This is a genomic window from Nocardia sp. NPDC049526 (assembly GCF_044465765.1).
Lineage (GTDB): Bacteria > Actinomycetota > Actinomycetes > Mycobacteriales > Mycobacteriaceae > Nocardia.
Genome location: NZ_JBITMA010000014.1, coordinates 105,843 through 124,029 on the forward strand (window position 1 = coordinate 105,843; position 18,187 = coordinate 124,029).

Annotated in this window: 17 protein-coding genes and 1 pseudogene; 15 read left to right on the forward strand and 3 right to left on the reverse strand. The window is 65.9% G+C overall.

Annotation, left to right across the window (positions count from 1 at the left end; genetic code table 11):
• Nucleotides 1–130 precede the first annotated feature (130 nt).
• From ACIBW7_RS34605 to ACIBW7_RS34630, 6 genes and pseudogenes are all read left to right on the forward strand, one after another.
• Nucleotides 131–916: a coniferyl-alcohol dehydrogenase gene (locus ACIBW7_RS34605; RefSeq protein WP_397053790.1), complete on the forward strand. Its 786-nt coding sequence runs from the start codon at nt 131–133 to the stop codon at nt 914–916.
• 129 nt (nt 917–1,045) lie between these two features.
• Entirely contained in the window at nt 1,046–2,251 is a 1,206-nt protein-coding gene (locus ACIBW7_RS34610) for a cytochrome P450 (protein WP_397053945.1), read from the forward strand.
• Nucleotides 2,238–2,761: pseudogene (locus ACIBW7_RS34615) on the forward strand (SDR family oxidoreductase). The gene ACIBW7_RS34610 and the pseudogene ACIBW7_RS34615 overlap by 14 nt, the downstream one beginning before the upstream one ends.
• Nucleotides 2,761–3,990: a CaiB/BaiF CoA transferase family protein gene (locus tag ACIBW7_RS34620; protein WP_397053792.1), complete on the forward strand. Its 1,230-nt coding sequence runs from the start codon at nt 2,761–2,763 to the stop codon at nt 3,988–3,990. The pseudogene ACIBW7_RS34615 and the gene ACIBW7_RS34620 overlap by 1 nt, the downstream one beginning before the upstream one ends.
• 100 nt (nt 3,991–4,090) lie before the next feature.
• Nucleotides 4,091–4,891: an enoyl-CoA hydratase/isomerase family protein gene (locus tag ACIBW7_RS34625; RefSeq protein WP_397053794.1), complete on the forward strand. Its 801-nt coding sequence runs from the start codon at nt 4,091–4,093 to the stop codon at nt 4,889–4,891.
• A gap of 2 nt (nt 4,892–4,893) precedes the next feature.
• A complete protein-coding gene (locus tag ACIBW7_RS34630; RefSeq protein WP_397053796.1) occupies nt 4,894–5,607 on the forward strand; it encodes a TetR/AcrR family transcriptional regulator C-terminal domain-containing protein in 714 nt (237 codons plus the stop codon).
• An 11-nt stretch (nt 5,608–5,618) separates the two neighbouring features.
• Here ACIBW7_RS34630 and ACIBW7_RS34635 read toward each other — a convergent pair whose 3' ends face one another.
• The 3 genes from ACIBW7_RS34635 to ACIBW7_RS34645 form a co-directional block, all read right to left on the reverse strand.
• On the reverse strand, nt 5,619–6,797 hold the full coding sequence (locus ACIBW7_RS34635; protein WP_397053798.1) for an acyl-CoA dehydrogenase family protein: 1,179 nt from the start codon (nt 6,795–6,797) through the stop codon (nt 5,619–5,621).
• 98 nt (nt 6,798–6,895) lie between these two features.
• Nucleotides 6,896–8,560 (reverse strand): acyl-CoA synthetase, encoded by a 1,665-nt coding sequence (locus tag ACIBW7_RS34640; RefSeq protein WP_397053800.1) that lies wholly within the window; start codon nt 8,558–8,560, stop codon nt 6,896–6,898.
• Between the two features lie 124 nt (nt 8,561–8,684).
• Complete coding sequence (locus ACIBW7_RS34645; RefSeq protein WP_397053947.1) at nt 8,685–10,124, reverse strand: aldehyde dehydrogenase family protein; 1,440 nt, start codon at nt 10,122–10,124, stop codon at nt 8,685–8,687.
• A 432-nt stretch (nt 10,125–10,556) separates the two neighbouring features.
• Here ACIBW7_RS34645 and ACIBW7_RS34650 point away from each other — a divergent pair, with 432 nt between their 5' ends.
• The 9 genes from ACIBW7_RS34650 to ACIBW7_RS34690 all read left to right on the forward strand — a co-directional run bounded on the left by ACIBW7_RS34650 (nt 10,557) and on the right by ACIBW7_RS34690 (nt 18,165).
• A complete protein-coding gene (locus ACIBW7_RS34650) occupies nt 10,557–10,829 on the forward strand; it encodes a hypothetical protein (protein WP_397053802.1) in 273 nt (90 codons plus the stop codon).
• A gap of 101 nt (nt 10,830–10,930) precedes the next feature.
• The gene (locus tag ACIBW7_RS34655; protein ID WP_397053804.1) at nt 10,931–11,371 is read left to right on the forward strand and encodes a hypothetical protein; all 441 of its coding nucleotides are present in this window, start codon (nt 10,931–10,933) and stop codon (nt 11,369–11,371) included.
• A 25-nt stretch (nt 11,372–11,396) separates the two neighbouring features.
• On the forward strand, nt 11,397–12,320 hold the full coding sequence (locus ACIBW7_RS34660) for an alpha/beta hydrolase (RefSeq protein ID WP_397053806.1): 924 nt from the start codon (nt 11,397–11,399) through the stop codon (nt 12,318–12,320).
• Between the two features lie 176 nt (nt 12,321–12,496).
• Nucleotides 12,497–13,105: a TetR/AcrR family transcriptional regulator gene (locus ACIBW7_RS34665; protein ID WP_397053808.1), complete on the forward strand. Its 609-nt coding sequence runs from the start codon at nt 12,497–12,499 to the stop codon at nt 13,103–13,105.
• Nucleotides 13,106–13,307: 202 nt separating this feature from the next.
• Entirely contained in the window at nt 13,308–14,834 is a 1,527-nt protein-coding gene (locus ACIBW7_RS34670; RefSeq protein WP_397053810.1) for a nitric oxide reductase activation protein NorD, read from the forward strand.
• A 22-nt stretch (nt 14,835–14,856) separates the two neighbouring features.
• Nucleotides 14,857–15,654 (forward strand): CbbQ/NirQ/NorQ/GpvN family protein, encoded by a 798-nt coding sequence (locus ACIBW7_RS34675; protein ID WP_397053812.1) that lies wholly within the window; start codon nt 14,857–14,859, stop codon nt 15,652–15,654.
• 150 nt (nt 15,655–15,804) lie between these two features.
• Nucleotides 15,805–16,530 carry a hypothetical protein gene (locus ACIBW7_RS34680; RefSeq protein WP_397053814.1) on the forward strand — a complete coding sequence of 242 codons (726 nt, stop codon included), beginning with the start codon at nt 15,805–15,807 and terminating at the stop codon, nt 16,528–16,530.
• Between the two features lie 27 nt (nt 16,531–16,557).
• Entirely contained in the window at nt 16,558–16,992 is a 435-nt protein-coding gene (locus ACIBW7_RS34685) for a hypothetical protein (protein ID WP_397053816.1), read from the forward strand.
• 9 nt (nt 16,993–17,001) lie between these two features.
• Nucleotides 17,002–18,165, forward strand: coding sequence for a phosphotransferase (locus tag ACIBW7_RS34690; protein ID WP_397053818.1), 1,164 nt, complete (start codon nt 17,002–17,004; stop codon nt 18,163–18,165).
• Nucleotides 18,166–18,187: the final 22 nt, after the last annotated feature.

Sequence of the window (18,187 nt, forward strand, 5' to 3'; positions counted from 1 at the left end):
TTCATGCGAGTCCGATCCGGCGGGCACACCACGTCCCAGATCGTTTGTATCGGCCAACAGCCTGATTTATAGTGACCCTTACTGTCAAGCATTCTATAACGCGCATCCGTGCAGCGGAACGGTGGTATTCATGGACTCCGGGCAACGCAAAATCGTGGTGGTAGGCGCCGGATCGGGAATCGGTGCGGCGACCGCCGCCCATTTCCACCACAGCGGCGACCACGTGCTCGCGGTGGATCTGCGCCCCAACGAAACCCCGGCCGCGCAGCACGAACAGTGCGACCTGCGCGACGCCGCGGCCATCGCGGCGCTGCTGGAGCGGATCGGTCCCGGCTGGGATCTGCTGGCCTACGTTGCCGGCCTGCCCGGCACCGCGCCCGCCGCGGATGTGCTGAAGGTGAACTATCTCGGCATGCGACTCACGGCCGAGGGCATGCTGCCGCTGCTGCGGCACGGCGGCGCGATCGTGACGGTCGCCTCGGTAGCAGCCCTCGGCTGGCAGCAGCGCTTGGACGAGCTGGCCGGACTGCTCGCCGCGACCGACGCCGAAACCGTCGAGCGCTGGCAGGAGGGCCAGGATCCGGCGTATCCGGTGTACAGCACATCGAAGCAGGCCGCGATCATCTACACGAAGCGGCTGGCACCGGCGGCATGGCAGAAATACGGAATCCGGGTGAACACCGTGAGCCCGGGGCCGACCGAGACTCCGATCCTGGCCGACTTCGAGGCGTCGATGGGCAAGGACGTCCTCGACGCCGTGAAAGCGACGATCGGCAGGCACGCCACCGTGGACGACATCGTGCCCGTGATCGCCTTCCTCGGCTCATCGCAGGCCCGCTGGATCAACGGACAGGACATCCACGTGGACGGGGGGTTCGTCGCGCCACTGGTCACCGGGGCGCCGATACAGCTGTAGCCGGCAACCCGTCGAAATGCCGACCACAGTCGTTCGGGAAGCCGGCTGCGAAGCTATACTGTATATATTACAGTATCTTGTACTGGCAGGCGCTCACGCGCTGTGACGACGTAAAGGTGAGCTGTGGATATCCCTGTTCAAGACAAATCGGCGACGGCCGAGAACACTCTCGATCCTCGTGATCCCTACCCGTTCTTCGCCGCCAAGCGGCGCGACGGCGGGGTATTCCACGGAACGGTCATGGACTACTCCCGGACCCCGGAGTCGCTGCGCCCGGCCGACAGCTATGCCGCCGTCTCCTACCCGGCGGTGAGCACCGCGCTGCGCAACAGTCGGGTATTCAGTTCCAAGCTCTACGATTCCACGATCGGCGTATTCATGGGCCCGACCATTCTCGCCATGGACGGCAAGAAGCATCGGGCGCACCGGAATCTGGTTGCCACGGCGTTCAAGCCGCAGTCGCTCTTGCGTTGGGAACCGGATATCGTCCGGCCGATCTGCAATGCGCTCATCGACGAGTTCGCCGAGCGCGGCAGCGCCGATCTGATCAAGGAATTCACCTTCGAATTTCCGACCCGAGTCATCGCCCGCCTGCTCGGACTTCCCGAGGAGGATCTCCCTTTCTTCCGCAAGGCGGCCGTGGCGATCATCAACTATGCCGACAAGGTCCCCCGGGCGCTGCAGGCTTCCAACGACCTGAAGCGATACTTCCTCGGGCATATCGAGCAGCGGCGGGCCGCGCCGACCGACGACATCATCGGCGATCTGGTGACAGCCGAGATCGATGGCGAGAAACTGACCGAGGAGGCCATCTACTCGTTCCTTCGGCTGCTGCTGCCCGCCGGATTGGAAACCACCTATCGGTCGTCCGGGAATCTGCTGTACCTGCTGCTCACACACCCGCAGCAATTCGATGCGGTGCAAGGCAACCACGACCTGATCGCCCAGGCCGTCGAGGAAGGGTTGCGCTACGAAACGCCGCTCACGCTGGTGCAGCGGTACGTGACCGAGGACGCAGAACTGGACGGCGTTGCCATTCCGCAGGGCGCGGTGCTCGACCTGTGCCTGGGATCGGCCAACCGCGACGAGACCCGCTGGGAGCGGCCGGAGGAATTCGATATCTTCCGTACCCATATTCCGCACATCAGCTTCACCGCCGGTGCGCATACCTGCCTCGGTCTGCATCTGGCTCGCATGGAGACCCGGGTCGCCATGGAGGCCCTGCTGACTCGGCTGACCGGATTCACCCTGGTACCCGAGGGCGATCCGCATATCTTCGGCCAGCCGTTCCGCTCTCCCAACACACTTCCGGTGACCTTCGATGTCATCGCTTGAGCCGCAGCGGAATCGGAATCGCTTCGGCCTGTCCGGCCGCGCCGCCCTGGTCACGGGTGCCGGCGGTGGCATCGGCGCCGCCGTCGCAGCCGCGCTGTCCGATCAGGGCACGGCAGTGCTGGTCACCGATCTCGACGCGGCGGCGGCCCCGACCACGGCGGAAGAGATCGTCGCCGACGGCGGGTGGGCCGTGAGCACCGCACTGGACGTTCGCAACTCCGAGGCTGCCGACGCCGCTGTCGCCGCGGCGGCCGAATTGGCCGGGGCACTTTGCACATCGTGGTCGACAACGCCGGGGCAACAGCACCGGCGATGTTCGGCAATACCACCGAGGAGTCGGTTCAGCTGTTGCTCGACATCCATGTGCTCGGCGCGTTCCGCTGCGCGAAAGCGGCGCGGCGGTGGGCCGAACCCGATGAGGTCGCCGGGGCCTTCGTATTTCTCGCCTCCGATGCCGCTTCCTACATCACCGGTCAGGTACTGCCGGTCGACGGTGGCCTGGTGATGTGATGGCCGATCCGACCGGGCCGCTCGCCGGAGTCACCGTCGTGGCCCTGGAGCAGGCCGTCTCCGCACCCATGTGCACTCGCACCCTGGCCGATTTCGGAGCCAGGGTGATCAAGATCGAGAATCCGCGCGGCGGCGACTTCGCACGCGACTACGACGATGTGGTCAACGGGCTCGCCGCGCACTTCGTGTGGGTGAACCGCGGCAAGGAATCGGTGACGCTCGACCTCGAGGATCCGGAGGGGATCGCGGTCCTGCACCGGTTGCTGGCATCCGCCGACGTATTCGTATCCAATCTGGCGCCGGGGGCGACGGCGGCACTCGGCTTGGCCCCGGACGATCTGGCGGCGCGGCATCCGGAACTGATCGCGATGGAGATCGATGGCTACGGCCCGGGCGGTCCGCTGTCCCATAAAAGAGCCTATGACCTGCTAGTTCAGGCCGAATCGGGAGTCTGCGCGGTCACCGGATTCCCGGATGCCCCGGCCAAACCCGGTCCGCCCATCGCCGACGTGTGCTCCGGCCTGTACGCCGCGTTGACGATCGTGGCGATGATCTGCGGCAGGCGAGCGCCCGGCGGATCCGCGACGAAATCCGTCGCGGCGGCGGTCAGCCTGTTCGATACGGCTGCCGAACTGATGGGGTACGCGCTCAACTACACCCGGCACACCGGAATCGATCAACAGCCGCTCGGTATGAGTTCCCCGGCGGTCGCCCCCTATGGCGCCTATCCCACCGGGGACGGCCGCACCGTGGTGCTCGGCACGACGAACGACCGGGAATGGCAGCGCCTCGCCCGCGACATTCTCGACCGGCCCGATCTCGCCGAAGATCCGAGATTCACCACCAACGCGGGAAGGGTGCGCCACCGAGCCGAACTCGATGCCTCGATCGCGCAGTGGTGCGCGCGGCACGACTTGGCCACCGTCCAGCTGTGCGCGGACGCGGCCGGTATCGGGAACTCCCGCTACAACACCCCCACCGACGTGATCGCCCATCCACACCTCACGGCGCGCCGACGCTGGCGGCCGATCGAGACGCCCGCCGGTCCGGTACCCGCCCTGCTGCCGCCGCCCGTCATCGCGGGATACGAACCACCCATGGGCGCGATCCCAGCATTGGGGCAGCACACCGAAACCGTCCTGGCCGCAGCAGGATTCAGCGCCGACGAGATCGCCCGCCTGCGTGACCGGGGCGCCATCGGGCCCGGCGCCGACCAACCCGTCCGCTGATCCGGAAATGAAAGGACGACATTGTGACCGAGCGTAGCGAGGGAACTATAGACACAGCACCACCGGTCACGGCGGAGCCGAGCGCCGGCGAGGTGGCGTTGTGACCGAGGAACCGGTACTGCTCATCGAGCAGGTGGGTGCGGTGCTGACACTCACGCTGAACCGCCCGCACCGTAAGAATGCCCTCACCCGGGAGGTGTGGGCAGGGCTGCGCGCGGAATTCGACCGGGTCGCGCACGGTCGCGACGTTCGTGCCGTGGTTCTGACCGGGGCCGACGGCACGTTCTGTTCCGGTGCCGATATCTCCGATACCGCGGGCATGGACGAGTTTCCGGACCCCAGCCGGGAACTGCGCGTCATCAACGAGGTGGTGCAGCAATTGCACGACCTCCCGGTGCCCACCGTCGCGAAGGTGCGCGGGGTGGCGGCCGGGGCGGGGTGGAATCTCGCGCTCGGCTGCGATCTGGTGGTGGCGACGCCCGATGCTCGGTTCTGCCAGATCTTTTCCCGGCGGGCGCTGTCGCTGGATTGCGGGAGCTCTTGGCTGCTGCCCAAACTCGTCGGCCTGCAGCAGGCCAAGCGGCTGGCATTGCTGGCCGACATGATCGGCGCCGAGGAAGCGCACTCGCTCGGACTCGTGACATGGATACAGCCCGATCAGACCGCCGACAAGTTCGTCGAAGAGCTGGCGTTGCGCTTGTCCGCCGGGCCGCCGTTGGCGCTCGCGCAGACCAAGGCGCTGTTGAACGACGGAACGGATCGGACGATGCGCGAGGCGCTCGCCAGCGAGGCGCGCGCCCAAACCATCAACCTGTCCGGCGCCGACGTGATCGAGGCGTTCGCCGCGTTCGCCGAGAAACGCGAGCCGGTCTTCACCGGGGCATGGGGCACAGGAGGTTAGCCATGGCGAAACGGATCACCGTTGAGCGACGGCAGCGACGCGAACGCGGCTCGCTGAATCCGGAGGACATCATCGACGGCGCCTTCGAACTCGCGCAACAGGTTTCGATCGACGGCCTGAGCATGCCGCTGCTCGGCAAGCATCTCAACGTCGGGGTCACCAGTATCTACTGGTACTTCCGTAAGAAGGACGATCTGCTCAACGCGATGACCGACCGCGCGCTGCGGCTGTATGTGTATGCCGTGCCCTTCCCGTTCGTCGAGGCGGGTAATTGGCGTGAGACGCTGGGCAACCACGCTCGCACCATGCGGCGCACCTTCCTGGCGAGCCCGATCCTGTGCGATCTGATTCTGGTCAGATCGGCGCTGAGTCAGCACGCCGGCCGGGTGGGGGCCGAGCAGGTGGAGCGGACGGTGGCCAGCCTGGTGGAAGCAGGCCTTTCGGTCGAGCAGGCTTTCGACATCTACTCCGCGATCAATCTGCACATCCGCGGATCGGTTGTGCTGCAACGGCTCTACGACAAGAACCAGGAGCTGGAGGCGGAGGGCCGGGCGTATTACGACAGCATTCTGGTCGAACCGGAGACGACACCGCTGCTCGCCGAGGCCATGGACAAGGGGCTGCGATCGGGTGCGCCCGACGACCGGAACTTCGAATACGGTCTGCGTTGCATACTCGATCACGCGAGCCGACTGATGCAATCGAATTCGTCGTAGGGGTTCCGGGACTATTTCGCCGAGTAGTTCGGTCGTCCCAGCCCGAGAATGTATTGCGCGATCATATTGCGGAATACGTCCAGGGTCCCGCCGTAGATACCGATCAACGGCGCCCAGCGGTAGAGATATTCGGCCGCGCCGTCGGCCACCGCTCCCCCGTCATCCGCCGGCAGCGCCGACCGGTCACCGAGGACGTCCATGAGGTCCGGGGCGATATCCCGCATGGTCTGTGCGATGGCCACGCGCCCGAACAGGCTCGGCGCGCTCAGCGCTGCCTCGATGCGAGCGTGTGCCCGGCCGAGGCGGTAGGCGATCGATCCGTCGTCGAGTCCCCGACGCCCGTCGGGCCCGGTCTCGGCCGCCACCGCCGTCACCCGGTCGGCGGCCACGGCCATCGTCGTGCCGAAGCCGCTCATGATCGCGATATCGGCCAGCCCGTTCGGGTCGGCACCACCGGCGCCGTGCTCGGCCGACAATGGACCGTTGAGTACCCGCCAGCCGTCGTTCACCTCGCCGAGCCGGTATCTGTCCGGAACCCGGACATCCTGGTAGTAGGTGATATTGGTGCGTTCACCGTCGACGGTTCGCAGGCCCTGGATGTCGATGCCGGGCGAGTCCAGCGGCACCAGGAACATGGTCAGATTGCGATGTCTGCGCCCGACCGGATCGGTGTTGGTCAGCAGGAATACGTACCGGCAGTTGTGCGCGCCGGAGGTGAACATCTTCTGCCCGTTGACAATCCAGTCCGCACCCGCGCGCACCGCCCGAGTCGCACAGGCAGCGATATCGGATCCGCCCTCGGGTTCGGTGTAGCCCATGGCGAACCGGATCTCGCCGCGATACACCCCGGGCAGCACCTCATCGAGCAACTCCGGCGAGCCGAACTCGCGCACCGCCCGCAGGATCATCATGGTGGCGCCCCAGGTCACCAGCGGCACCTTGGCCCGGCGCCGCTCGAGATCCCAGATCCGGCGCTGCACCGGTGTGAGTCCCCCGTCTGCCGCATTGTTCGCCTCCCGCTCGAGCCACCCCTGCGCGCCCATGGCCAGATGCAGTTCCTCGACGAATCCGTCGCCGGACTCGTGCGCACGGCGCAGCACATCCTCGGTCACGGTGGCCGCGAGGAAAACCCGGGCCCGGTAGAGGAATTCCTGATCTTCGGCGGTCGGCTCGACCCTGGCAAAGTCCACTTCGGTCCCCTATCTCTGTCGCGAATCTGCGGTATCGGCTCTCGCCTGGGCGGGGGTCCTGCGGGGTGACGCAAGCTGCCTCCTCCGGGGCTGACCGCTCAGGCGGGGGCGATCGCTTGTTCACGAGCCCAGCGGTAGTCGGCCTTGCCCACCGGACTGCGCACGATCTCCGGGCGGAACACCACAGCCTTCGGAAGCTTGTACCGCGCAATGGATTCCGCGGCATGGGCGATCAGTTCCTCAGCCGTCGGCTCGACCCCCTCGGCCGGTGCGATGATCGCGACGACCTCCTGGCCCCATCGCTGGCTCGGACGGCCTACCACCACGACGTCGGCGACGGCCGGATGCGAGGAGATCGCCAACTCGACCTCCTCCACGAAAATCTTCTCGCCGCCGGAGTTGATCGTGACCGCATCGCGGCCCAGCAGTTCGATGGATCCGTCTTCCAGCAGCCGTGCCCGATCGCCCGGCAGCACATATCGCGCACCGTCGATGACCGGGAAGGTGACCGCGGTTTCGGCGGCGTCGCCCTTGTACCCGAGCGGTGTGAAGCGACGTTGCGCGAGCCATCCGATACCGTCGTGGCCCGCTGCCAGCACCGAACCGAAGTCTTCGGCCACCACACAGGTGTCCGCACCCGCAATGAATGTGCCGGTCGATACGGATCCGGACGCCGAGACGTGATTCAGCTGCGTGCCCCCCTCCGAGGAACCGACGGCGTCCATCACGACCAGACCGGGAATCGCCGCGATCCACTTTTGTTTGGCCGACGGGCTCAGCACAGCACCGCCGCTCGCCAAAACCACCAGCGACGATACGTCCGCCGAACTCGACTCGATCGCGGCGAGCAGCGGACGGGCCATCGCGTCACCGACCACGACCAGAACCGCTACCCGCTCCCGCTCGATGGCGCGCACGATCTCGTCGGCATCGAGACGCTTCACCACCGAAGACAGCACGACGGTCTGCCCGGTCATCATCGCGGTCAGGACGGCCCACTGCGCCGCACCGTGGATCAGCGGGGGCAGCAGCATGATCCGGACGCCGGGATTCGCGGCCGCCCGGGCCGCGACCTCGTCATAGGACCCGATGAGCGATCCGCTGAACATATCCCGCCCACCGCAAGCCGCCATGAAGATGTCGTGCTGGCGCCACAGCACACCCTTGGGCATACCGGTGGTGCCGCCGGTGTAGAGCACGTAGAGATCGTCGGGAGAGGGCTGTACGGGCAACGGTTCCGGTGCGGTCGAGGCGATGACGGTCTCGTAATCGACCGCACCGTCCAGCAATTCGTTACCCGACTCGTCGGCAATCTGGATCAGTACGCGCAGCGTCGGCAGCTCGGGCAGTACCTCGGCGAGCGGTGGCGCGAATGCGGCGTGATAGATCAGCGCGGTCGCACCGGCATCGGCCAGCAGGTGCCGCAGTTCGTTCTCGACATATCGGTAGTTGACGTTGAACGGTGCGACACGCGCCCGGAAGGCGCCCATCATCGCCTCCACGTACTCGTGTCCATTGTGGGCGTAGATCCCCAGCAGGTCCTGCCCCACCTCGTGGTCGGCGAGCGCCGAGCGTTCGGTGTGGCAGCCCAACCCCTGGGCGTGCAAGTAGGCAGCCAACCGCTTGGACCGCTCGGCGATCTGCGCGCAGGTGTGGCGGCGATCGCCCTGGCAGATCAGTTCCCGATCCGGGATGGCGGCCGCGGCGGCATCGGCGGCCGCCGCGAGCGTGAATTGCGACGTGGACGGTTCGGATCTGGTCACGGAACGAGACAACAGTGGCTCCTCGGTCGTGTGCTGCGAACGGCGCATGCGAGCGACATAACTGTAAGCTATACAGTAATAGTTACAACAGATCTCGGGAAGGTTTCGAGCCCGGCACTGGGATTCAGCGTGCGGAGCCGCGAGCGCCAAGACGGCGGCGGGTACGCCGGTGTGCGACGCGCAGCGCGATATCGATGATGCGGCGGACGAACCGCGGGAACGGCGGCGCGGCCAGCGCCGTGACGACGAAGGGGAGATCGGTACCGACCACGGTGCGGTAATGAGTGAAGGTGTCGAAACCCGCCGTCCCACGATATGCCCCCATACCGCTGGCCCCGACCCCGCCGAAGGGTGCGTCCTCCGGAAACATATTGAGCGCGAAGTCGTTACGGGAGACGCCGCCGCTGCGCGTATTCCTGACGAAGGCACGGAAGTCCGGCCCGCCGGGTCCGTACCAGTAGGCGACCAGCGGCGAGTGCCCCCCATTCAGATGGTCCACGACATCGTCGAGCTTCGAATACGGCCGCAGGACGAGTACCGGTCCGAAGATCTCCTCGGTGGCGATCCGCATGCCATCGGTGATGTCGCGGACGACGGTCGGCGGGATCTTTCGCGTACTCGGATCGGGCGGCGTCTCACCCGGCGGCACGAACTGTTCGATCCGTGCTCCTCGGTCGCGCGCCTCGTCTATGAGGGCGCGAACCCTGTCGTAGTTGGCCTGGTCGACGCAGGCCGTGTAGTCCTCGTTGGTCGAGATGGCCGGGAACATATCCCGAAAACTCGCACCGACCGCGTCGGCGAAGGCGTCGATGCGGTCCTCGGGCACGAAGACGTAGTCGGGACTCACGCAGACCTGCCCACCGTTGACCATCCGCGCGCGGGCGAGCCGGGCAGCCGCCCGGGTGATATCGGCATTCGGCGCCACGACCACCGGATTCTTCCCGCCGAGTTCCAAGGTCACCGGGACCAGATTCGCCGCGGCGGCCCGCTGCACCAGTCGGCCGACGCGGGTCGATCCGGTGAAGAACAGATGGTCGAACGGCAATTCGGCGAAGGCTGCGGCCACGTCGGGGCCGCCGGTCACCACCGCGAGTTCGGACGGGTCGAAATACTCGGGCGCCAGCGATCGGGTCAGCTCCGCGGTATGCGCGGTGATCTCCGACATCTTGATCATGACCCGATTACCGGCGGCGAAGGCGGCCGCCGCGGGCACGACGACCAATTGGAGGGGAAAATTCCAGGGCCCGATGATGCCGACCACACCGAGCGGAGTGGGTTCCACCTGGGCACGGATCCCGTACAGGCGGGCGGTCGGCTTGGGGTTGCGGGGTCGCATCCACCTCCCGATATGCGAGCGGGTGTGCTCGATGGTCGAGAACATGCCCACGATCTCCGCGAACAGAATCCCGGTTCGGGAGCGGGTGCCGAAATCGCGAGACAGCGCGTCGACATACGAATCGAGGTTGTCCAGAACCATCGCGAGCAACCGGTCGATCCGGTGCCGCCGGACCGCGGCCGAGGGCGGCCCCTCCCGCAGGTAGGCCTGCCGCTGCAGTTCCAGGATCGCGGCGGGCACCAGCGGCCGGCCCGCTGGGGTGTGGCCGGTCGACTGTTCGGTGGTTCCAGTGCTCATGCGTGATGTCTTTCCAGTCGGAACTCAGCTGAGATCGAGCATCACCGCCGAAGGCCGACCCCGCTCGAGCCCGTCTTCCGCCGCCGCGTTCGGGCACGGCGATACGAATGGTGGCCTATCCAGTAATACTAACTGTAACACCACCCAGAAGAGGATGGCACGTGAACGACAGACTCGACGGCTGGGGAACCGCACATCGTCGTCACCGCGGAATTCATCGACCCGAGTCCGGTCGCAGCGCTGTGCGCACTGCTCGAATCCGGCGCGTCCACCATCGAATCCGGCGACCTCTGCCGCCGTTACGACCGGCCCTATGCCACCGCGGTCGAGGGCTATCGGGGACTCGTCGTACCCGACCCACCGATGACGCCGGCGCTCACCGATACGATCCGGCCCGAGACCTCGGATTCGACTCCGGCGCACCTACGGCACCGCAACCTCGCCCCACTGTTCGGTCCGAGTACCACCGAGTCCAGCGGCAGGACAACAGCGATGCCCGATCTCGCGGTCGCCGTCGTCAGCGGCGACGGACTCGCCCGGGTAACCCACACCGTTCGCACCGCCGATTTCGCCACTCCCCCAGCCGAATTCCCTGCGTATGCCGCGCACCACCGCATACTTGCGGCAATATACTGAATAATTTACAGTTAACACCACAAGAGTGATGGAGCCGGCTCACGCTCGACATGGAGCCCGGTGCACATGTCACGGTCCGGGCCGTTGCGCTAGGAGAGAGTATGAGCGACGACGAAGTCCCCGGACTTACACCGCGAACCGTGCAGGCACTGCTCGGCGCGGGTGAGGCGCTGGCCGATCAGGTGCGAACGAAGATCCTGCACAGCCCGCGGCCGGTATTCCTCTACTACATCGAGCAGACCTTCGACGCCTGGCGGACGAAACTGTCGCGGGGACTCGACCCGCATCCGGACACCCCGGCACAGCAGCTGTGCCTGTATCTGATGGTCGCGTACGCGGAGCGACGGACGGGATCGATCGACGCCGATCTCATCCGGATCCACCACTCGCTGCTCGCCGACCACGACGCCCTGGTCGAAGTCTGCCGCGTCGGCGGTAACCCGGGTCCGTCCTACGATTTCGTCGCACTGTGCGACGCGCTGACCGAACGCGGAATGGGCGCGTTCTTCGCCCCGTTCGAGCCGGATGACCTGGTCGCCTGACAGCGGCCACGAGAGGACGAACACCATGGGTTCGGATGCCGCCTTCCATCCTGAACTCCGTATCGCACGCTTCCTGCCACGCTCGCCGGTCGGTGCGCGCACGATGGGCCCGGTCCGCAAGCTGACAGATCTCACCGGGCGCACCCGACCGTCGGGCGGGACGATCGAGGCAGTCGACGCGCATGTCTCGGTGCGGGTGTTCCGACCGGCGCAGGCCCCGCACCCGGCACCCGGCTTGCTGTACATCCACGGAGGCGGCTACATCATCGGCAATGCCGCGATGGGCGATACCTTCTGCCGCCGAGTCGCCGACCGGCTGGGTGTGGTCGCGGCATCGGTGGAATACCGGTTGTCGCCCGAGCACCCCTTCCCGACACCGCTCGAGGACTGCTACGCCGCGCTGCGCTGGCTCGCCGACCAGCCGGATATCGATGCGGAACGCATCGCACTCGCCGGGGAGAGCGCAGGGGGTGGCCTGGCCGCCGCCCTGGCACTGCTGGCCCGCGAACGCGCCGAAGTGCACCCGGTACTGCAGGTGCTGTCCTATCCGATGCTGGACGACCGGACCACCGCGCGCACCGATATCGCCCACCACGGACTACGTCTGTGGAGCCCGCGGAGCAATCGCTTCGGATGGCACTCCTACCTGGGCCCGGCCGCGACCGGTGCGGTGCCACCGCTGGCCGCGCCGGCCCGATACGAGAACCTGTCCGGGGTCTGCCCGGCTTGGATCGGCGTCGGCACCAACGATCTGTTCCACGACGAGAACATCGCCTATGCCGAACGACTGCGCCAGGCCGGTGTCCCCTGCGCGGTCCACGTGGTGCCCGGCGCGTACCACGGCTTCGACCTGATCGAAACCTGGGCGCCCGTCTCACGAGTCTTTCTCCAGGCACGGCTGACGGCGCTGAACGACGTCCTGAACGGCGGTGATCACGCTTGCGGCTGATCCATAGATTTCATTGACTCGATTCAATGACATCTGTCAGTATGTTCTGAGTAGCACTTCGAGAATTCGCTCCGCGATTGCAAATCACAAGCTAGAGAATGCCTTTCGGTGCATGCTTGACCGCGCGGATCGTTCTTCATTGACACTCGTCAGTGACACAAGTAAGAAATTGGCGCGTGAGCGAAGTTCAGGACAAGCCCCAGGGCCGTGAAGCCCAGCGTCTGCAGACCCGGCAGCGAGTATTCGACGCGGCCATCGCCGAATTCAAGAACGTCGGCATGGCCGATGCCGATATCGGCACGATCGTCGAGGCTGCGGGCGTCGCACGCGGCACCTTCTATTTCCACTTCCCCAGCAAAGAACACGCCCTGCTGGAACTGGAGGCACGCGAGGAAGCCCGGATCGCCAAGGAACTGTCCCGCTTTCTGACCGCACCGCACGATCTGGAATCGGCGCTACGGAAAACGATTCAGCTGATAGTCGGCCTGGAACGCCGCCTGGGCGGCCTGCTGTTCAAAGAGCTGCTCGCGATCCACTTCTCGCCGACCCGGCCACTGGACGACGAGTGGCGCGAGCATCCCGTGATCGTGCTGGTGGTCGAGGAGATCCAGCGCGCCCGCGATCACGGCGAGGCCGAGATCGCCGTCGATCCCTACCACAGCGCGGTGTTCTTTCTGCTCGGGCTCTACGCCCTGCTGACTACGACCTCGGGCTCGAAGTCGTTGCGCGCCAACGTACTCGACAACTACCTGATCACCGTCCTACGCAGCCTGGAGCCCCGATGAAGCAAGCATCGCGGACCACACTCGACACTCATCGACCCACTTCGAACCGACGAATATGGAGATACGGCCATGCTGTTGGACCTCGTGCGCATCGCCCTCGCGTGGGGCGCGGTGCTGCTGATCATCGCGTTCTGGTACTGGATCATGAAGAATATCGGTACCTTCTGAGCAGGTCCGGGCCCGGCGGAAGTGGATATTCCTCATGAACGCCGCGGTGCCGGGGCTGGCAATCGAGCGCAGCTGCGCGGTCACGGCCGTCGCATTCTCCGGATGTCGCCGGGAGGGCGTGCGGCTGGTGACCGGTGAGCGGCGCAGTTTCGGTCTGAACACCACCCGCAACGTCGTGCAGGTCCCGTATCCACCCGTGGCTGCGAACTGGACCAGAGCAACGCTGACATGCGGTGTGGCACTGCAGTGTTCGCCGTCGAAAGACCGCATCGCGCGGTACCCGCTGCACGAGCTGTCCCCCCGGGAACTGGGTGCGCTGTCGATCGTCGAGGGCGGCGTGGCGGCGGGCTGGATCGCCGACCGGCTCCCCGGGCTGCTGCCCGAACTCCGTCGGCTGCTGCCCCACCTCGAGATCGCCGAGCACGATCTCGAGGGCGACGAAATACTGGACCGCGCATTGGGTTTGGCGCGATCACGACAGCAGATTCCCATGCATCCGCTGCTGGGCAAGCTTCCGCTGGCCGCTCCCGCACGCGGCGGCTTGGCCGTGGCGGCACGTCGGGCATACGCCCGGATGCCGTGGACGTCGACGCGCAGCGACTCCTATCGCGTCATGTCGGTACCCGTCGGCGGTGACGGCGGCAGCCGCAATACCAACCTGCCCCCGCCGAGCCGACCGGAGAACGAAGACCTCGAAATCCGAGCCGATCAACGCGCGGGCCTGCCCTATCCGGAATGGAACCTGTGGACGAAAAGCTTTCTGCGCGACCACGTCGCGGTACTGGAACGCAAGCACCCCACCCGGCCGCGACCGCTCGCACCGGTCTCCCCCGATATCCGCCGCTGGTTCGAAGAACATACCCACCGTGCCATGCGCAGCGGCCTCGAGGACGGGTCGGATCTCGATATCGACCGGTATGTCGGCCACTACGTCGACATGCTCTCCGGTGCGACGGCCGAGCCACGGGTGTTCCGCGAGCTGCTACCAGGCTCCCGTGATGTCACTACCGCGGTACTCCTGGACGGCAGTTCCTCCCTCGGCGTGCACGGTGGCCGGATCTTCCGGCTCGAATTGGCCTGTGCCGATGCCCTTTCCCGAGCCATGGCCCTCGCCCGGGAACGCCACGGGCTGTTCGTCTTCACCGGCAATACCCGCCACCGGGTCGAAGTGCGCTGTCTGAAGGATTTCGACGATGCCCGTTTCGTGGACCCGAGTAGCCTCGGCCTGATCACCGGCGGCTACACCCGCCTCGGCGCGCCACTGCGGCACCTGACTCGCCGCCTGCTAGAGCAGCCATCCGAACGGCGCCTGATCATCGTGATCGGCGACGGCCTGATGTCCGACGAAGGGTACGAGGGCCGCTACGCGTGGGCGGATGTCGCGCACGCCATCGAGGAGGCCGATGACGCCGGAGTCACGATCTACTACCTCGCCGTCGGGCCGACCCGCGTCGATCCCCTTCCCGAGGTTTTCGGAGCGCACCGGTCGCGCCGGATCCTGCGGGTGGAGGAACTGCCTCGCGTACTCGCCCATATCCACCGCGAGTTGGTCGACCGATGATGTTGCGAATTCCGGAGTTCCGATGACAACCGATCTCTACTACGCCAGCGGCACCGAGGTGCAGCTGTTCGAATGGGCCTTCCGCCAGCACATGCCGGTCATGCTCACCGGACCGACCGGCTGCGGCAAGACGCGATTCGTCGAGCATATGGGCAACCTGCTCGGCCGGCCGGTGGTCACCATCAGCTGCCACGACGATCTCAGCAGCTCCGATCTGGTCGGCCGGTTCCTGGTATCCGGGGGTGACGTCACCTGGCGGGACGGCCCACTGACCAAAGCCGTCAAGTCCGGTGCGATCTGCTACCTGGACGAGGTCGTCGAGGCCCGGCACGATTCGCTGGCCATTCTGCATTCGCTGGCCGACCACCGGCGCGCACTATTCCTCGATCGTGCCGACGAGGTGGTGCTCGCGCCCGCGTCGTTCATGCTCGTCTGCTCCTACAACCCGGCCTACCGCAGTTCGCTGAAGGAGTTGAAACCGTCGCTGCGGCAGCGGTTCGTCACCATCGCCATGGGTTATCTGCCGCCCGAACGCGAGGCCGAGGTGCTGGTCGCGGAGGCCGGTATCGATCTTCCCGTCGCACGGCGACTCGTCAACTGCGCCGGCACCATTCGCAATGCCGACGATATCTTCCATTTCGAATCGCCCTCGACCCGCGTGCTGGTGGCGGCGGCGCGACTCATCGCCGCCGGCGCGAACGAGCTCGAGGCGGCCGAAGTATGTGTCCTCGCGCCGCTGAGCAGCGACGGCGCCATCAACGAAGGCCTACGCGAGATCGCGGCGGCCAGCCTGCGCACCGCCGACGACCCGGCCGTGTAGTCACCCCGAGGAGGACCGTTCGATGAACGAACAAGATCGGCAGCGCCGCCGGGCGCTCATCGTTTTCCAGATCGCCATATACGGATTTCTACTGGCGATGTTCCTGATCCAAATACAGATGTATATGACCAGGGACTGGTAGGGGCGATCATGAATATGCCGACATTCACCCTGCGCCGCAGCTCCGGAAAATCCGCGCAGGAAGCCCCGGTGACCTACGACGAACACCACGAGGAAAGTCGCCGCGCGCAGCGTCGGGCCGATCGGTGGCTCACCGCCGGAACCGCGCTGATGGGCACCTTCATCTTCGGATTCGTCGGATTGCCGATCTTCCTGCGCGGAGTGTGGTTGCAGCGCAAGGCGCAACGCGACGGTCTGTCCGTCCGGCCGATCATCGTCACCCTGATCGGCTATCTGGTCATTCTCGACGCCTTCCTCAACAGCATCGGCTGGGTGCTCGACCTGTTCGCCAACCACACCGTCGTCACGCGCGTGTTCTTCACCGCGTGGGGCAATTTCGTCGATGCCGGATACTTCTGGCACTACAACGAATTGTGGATCGGCGGCGCGGGCGCGCCCGGCGAAAAAGGCTGGGAAGTCGCGCTGATATTCACCGTATTCCCGATGCGGGTCGCGGCCGCTATCGCATTCCTGCAGATGAAGCGCTGGGGCCACCAGTGGCTGATCGTCACCTGCTGGTTCGGTGTGGTGATCTGGATCGGCTACGTCGTCAATATGACCATGTACGCCGACGTGCGCTTCCACGGCGTCGTGCTGCCGGTGACCGGTTGGTGGTTGTACGACATCTTCTACATCACGCCATTCCTCGCGATCCCCTACCTGCACACGGTCAATCGCGAGATCTTTTCCGACTGACGTCGAATCCGGTTCCAGGAGAACACCATGAGCAATCAATCGCCCGCGGCCGAGTCGTCGCCGGAGCAAGATCTGCCGCTCGGTACGACGGCACCGTTCGCGCGAATGCACAAGTGGCTCAAGCGCGGCATCCTCGTCTGTCTGATCGCGTTGGTCGTCGAAGGTTCGCTGACCGTGCCCGCCCTCGCCCTCTGGTACGGCTGGCCCACCTTGTCGATCACCGAAATCTGCGACGAGATGATGAAGGTCCGCTACTCCGACGACACGCTCGAATGCAACCAGGGTGCGCTCAACGCTCCACCACTCGGCGGCAAGCCCGAAGCCGCGGGCCAGACCACGGCCCAGGATCAATGGGGAGTACAGCCGAAACCGCAATGGAAGCATATCGGTTACCGCGAACTCGTCCGGATCCACAACGACCGGATCGCCCGCGAGCGGGTCCAGCAAGCGGGCCATCGGTAAGGCCCGGTTGTGCCCCTGCAACCACTCGATACGGCGCTCGGCCTCGGGATCGCCGCGCGAGAAGCGGTCCGGGCCGGACTCGATCGAGCCGTACCCGGCCGGGCGGCGATTCCACTGCGCATCCACGAGGTGACCGAACACTGGCTCGGCGCGGCACTCGGCCTGCGACCGGGCGCGATCACCTCGGTGCGTGTGCTCGACGCGCACTCCGGCACGGCGGCGCGTGCTCGCATCGCCGTGAAATCCGACAGTGGCGAGGTTCCCGAGCACCTTTTCGTGAAATTGCCGCCGCACAACTACTTACAGCACGTCCTGATGAATGTTTTCCGCCTCGGCACCCGCGAGACCATCGCCTATCGCACACTGGGCGCGAATCCGCCGGTACGGGTGCCGAGATGCTATGTCGCGCAATGTGATCGACTTCGACGCCGCAGCATCCTCGTGCTGGAGGATCTGTCGGGAACCGCGCGATTCCGCACCGTCGTCGATACGGTGACGCGCGCCGAGGCGCAGGCCGTCATCGACGCGATGGCCGATCTGCACATCGCGTTCTGGAGTAGCGGCCGGTTCGCGAACGACCTTCGGTCACTGACCGTGCGCACGACGGCGGATATCCGCCTCGGTGATGTCATCCGCCGCCGGTTCCTGCAGGACGTCACCGGGCATACCGCGGATCTGATACCCGAGGCGATGAAACACGACTGCCGAATCTTCTACCAGCGCAGCGTGGATATCGATGACTTCTGGACCGCGCAGCCACAGACCCTGATCCACGGCGACCCGCATCTGGGCAACCTCTTCTTCACCGAAACCGAACCGGGCTTCCTGGACTGGCAGATCGCCACGGCCGGGGTCGGCATCCGCGATATCGCCTACTTCGCAAACGCCTCGGTCGAGCCGGATCTGCTCCGCACGATCGAGCGAGAACTCATCGAGCGATACACGGCCCGGCTCACCGCCGCTGGGATCGGCGTCGACGTCGAGCGCATGTGGACGCTGTATCGCGCCGCTATCACCGAACTCTTCCTCGCGGCCGTCTGCACTGCCGAGGCCGGAGAGCGCATGCAGCCGTTCGAGGTATCACGGGTCGGCGTCGAACGAGCGGTCGCCGGGGCCGCGGCACATGACAGTTTCGCGGTGTTGAGCGCACTCGTCGACGGCAAGCGAGTCTGACGCGGCAGAGCTGCCGTCCGGA